The organism is Protofrankia sp. CiP1_Cm_nod3 (assembly GCF_982290655.1).
Genome location: NZ_CEVIVD010000280.1, coordinates 1 through 2,701, shown reverse-complemented (window position 1 = coordinate 2,701; position 2,701 = coordinate 1). Strand labels below are relative to the sequence as shown.

Sequence of the window (2,701 nt, the reverse complement as noted above, 5' to 3'; positions counted from 1 at the left end):
CGGCCCGGGCTCCCTCGGGGCGGCGGCTTCCCCCACAGGACCAGCATCCTGACCGCCACCGGCCGCTCCCGCCGCCCTTTGACCGTCGTTGACCGGGGCCGGACAGGCCCCGCCGCTGGCGCGCTCGTCCTGCTGTTCGGCCTGCCGGTCAGCCGCATCTCCGCCCCGACATCACCGAACGCACGGCCATCACCACCACGACAAGCCCCGCCGGCCGCACCATCACCCTTGTGCAGGCCTGATGCGGGGCGGGGCCACCTTCACCCTGAGGCCATTTTCGGGTCAGGATGTCGACGAGGCCGCCTTCCTGGAGAGCAATCTGATCCGATTGGGTGGATGGTGATTTCCGGGCCTTAAATCAAGATTGTTCTGTTCTTCCGGTGACACGTCAGGTCCATCAGGTTGCCCCTTGTGGTCACCCTTCGAGGGGATCCGGGCGGCCGGGCAGCGTGAACGTCTCCGGTCCGGACCCGGTCCCGCGTCACGGGGACAGCGCGGTGACGAGACAGCAGATCCCGGCGGCGGCCCACATCCCGGCCCAGACGAACCGTCCCACATCGCGTCCGGTCGATCCGATGGAGAACACCGTCGGGTCGGCCTCGTGGTGGACGAGTACCCGCCGCCCTACCCGGTAGTTGCGTTCCGTCGCCGACCGGGCCCAACCGACGTGGCGGGTGCCGTCGCGGGTGACGTACTCCACCTTCGGCCGGTAGAAGGTCACGTCGTCACCGTGTTCCTTCCTGTCGACGTCGACGACGACGCCCTGGGCCACACGGCCGGTCAGCCGGCTCACGAGCCGGCGTTGCAGGCGCCAGAGCTGCTCGACGGCCCAGGCCAAGAGCAGAACACCCCCGATGCCCAACCCCCAGCGGCTCTCCGTCCCGCCTTCGGTGCCGCCGGCCAGCGATACGTGCGGCTCGGCGAGGCCGGTGACGGCCCATGCGGCCGACAGGAGCTCCACGCGATCGCCCGCCCCTCCACATCGCCTGTCCGGACCCGGCGTGAGCCGGTGTTTTTCCCCGCGGCTACGGAACGGCGCAAACACCCCCATGCAAGGTAACTGATCCGTTGCGGGTATGCCTTCCGTGGCGCTGCCGTGGGTGGTCTCGATGGTGCGGCGTGAGACGGGGAGCGGATCGCCCGGTCCGGTGAAGCTGTCGCGGCGGGGCCATGGCCGGGGTGTCACCGTCTCCCATGAGCGGACCCACGATGGCAGGTGTCCTCGCGCCCGGATTACGCTCGCGGTCGTCGCAGCAGTTCCTCGACGGTCGACGCGACACGGCGGCTCATCTCGTCGGGGGTCGTGCCGAGAGCGGTGCAGCGGGCCTCGACGGGGCCGTCGAGCCACAGCGTCACATAGCCGATCGCCAGCGACCAGAACATGTGCAGCACGGGCTCCGGGTCGCCGGGAGGAACAGCGCCTTCGTCCTGCGCGGCCAGGACGGTCGACCGTAGCAGCTCGATCGGACGTGCTCCTGCCGCCGTCACCTCCGGGTGCGCGGCTGGCTCGGCGAGTTCGGGGCGCAGCATCACGCGCATGTGCGCGGAATGGTCGGCGGCGAAGCCGGCGTAGGCCACGAGCAGGTCGCGTAACGCGGCGACGGCGTCGGAACCGCCGGCCCGAGCGGCGTCGAGCCGGGTGAACAGCAGGTCGTGTCCGTCGACGACAATCGCCGCGAACAGCGCCGCACGGTCGGTGAAGTGGTGGTACGGCGCGCCCGAGCTGACTCCGAGCTCCCGCGACGTGCCGACCACCATCATCGAAACCGCCGAGTCCTCATCACGACCGGCGCCATCCCCGGCCACTGAACGCACCGGCAGCCGATCGAGCCGGCACGGCCAGCCGAGAGCAGCGACGACGCTCAGCCCTCCGAACCGGGGACTTAATGGGCGCATGTGACAGCAGGGGTCCCAATATCCTCGTCGGGTCTCTCGGTCAGCGTGAGCGGTACGCGTCGGACCGATGTTCGACGGCGGTTACGGTAACGGTACGGTTCTCCTCATCGATCTCGTACAACACCCGGTAGCTGCCGCGCCGGGCGGACCAGGTGCCCTCGTACGGTGGGAGCAGGAGGCGTTTGCCGAGCCGGTGGGGGTTGTTCAGGAGCGTGGTCGTGATGAACTCGTGGACGGCCGCCGCGATCTTCTCGGGCGGTCTGCCGGCGAGAGCGCGTGCCGCGGGGCCGGTGATCAGAAGTTTGAACGGCTCGCCGGTCTCACTCATGTCGCGCGAGGCCGCTCGGCGCTCCGCGCCCGTTTCACCATGAGCGCGGTGAGCTCCTCGGCATCGAGCACGTCGCCGGCTTCGACCGCGTCTCGGGACTCCGCGAGCTGCCGCATCGCCTCCCGGCTCGCCAGCACATCCAGTGTCTCCTCCAGCGCCGCGAGGTCATCGGGGGAGATGAGGACCGCCACGGCGTGCCCATGACGGGTGATCTCCACCCGCTCATGGGTCCGCTCCACCTCGTCGATGAGCTCCGACAGGCGGTTGCGCGCATCGGTGAACGGCATGACGGTCATAGCGTCGAGCGTACCAGGAACTGGCGCGAACTAAAGGCAGATTGCTGGCACGGCGTGCGTGTGGACCGCGCTCTCGCGCCTGTCCGCGAGCTCGTCGGCGTGCGGGTAGTCGAGGCGGCGGTCGTCACAGTCGAGGCCGGGGAATCTGGCGAAGCGGCCGGACCGGGCGTCGTCGCTTCGG

General features: G+C 69.7%; 4 protein-coding genes. All 4 read right to left on the bottom strand.

The window, feature by feature from the left end:
- Positions 1-481 precede the first annotated feature (481 nt).
- The 4 genes from AC5LUJ_RS24270 to AC5LUJ_RS24255 all read right to left on the bottom strand — a co-directional run bounded on the left by AC5LUJ_RS24270 (position 482) and on the right by AC5LUJ_RS24255 (position 2,520).
- A complete protein-coding gene (locus AC5LUJ_RS24270) occupies positions 482-961 on the bottom strand; it encodes a DUF3592 domain-containing protein (protein WP_250292204.1) in 480 nt (159 codons plus the stop codon).
- A 272-nt stretch (positions 962-1,233) separates the two neighbouring features.
- Complete coding sequence (locus AC5LUJ_RS24265; RefSeq protein WP_493465863.1) at positions 1,234-1,761, bottom strand: TetR/AcrR family transcriptional regulator; 528 nt, start codon at positions 1,759-1,761, stop codon at positions 1,234-1,236.
- A gap of 175 nt (positions 1,762-1,936) precedes the next feature.
- Complete coding sequence (locus tag AC5LUJ_RS24260; protein WP_047221767.1) at positions 1,937-2,224, bottom strand: type II toxin-antitoxin system RelE family toxin; 288 nt, start codon at positions 2,222-2,224, stop codon at positions 1,937-1,939.
- Entirely contained in the window at positions 2,221-2,520 is a 300-nt protein-coding gene (locus tag AC5LUJ_RS24255) for a type II toxin-antitoxin system Phd/YefM family antitoxin (protein ID WP_047221768.1), read from the bottom strand. Before AC5LUJ_RS24255 ends, AC5LUJ_RS24260 begins: the two co-directional genes overlap by 4 nt.
- Positions 2,521-2,701 lie beyond the last annotated feature (181 nt).

Coding starts and splice junctions, on each gene's coding strand:
- AC5LUJ_RS24265 (WP_493465863.1), bottom strand. CDS start 1,761: ATGATGGTGGTCGGCACGTCGCGGGAGCTCGGAGTCAGCTCGGGCGCG.
- AC5LUJ_RS24260 (WP_047221767.1), bottom strand. CDS start 2,224: ATGAGTGAGACCGGCGAGCCGTTCAAACTTCTGATCACCGGCCCCGCG.
- AC5LUJ_RS24255 (WP_047221768.1), bottom strand. CDS start 2,520: ATGACCGTCATGCCGTTCACCGATGCGCGCAACCGCCTGTCGGAGCTC.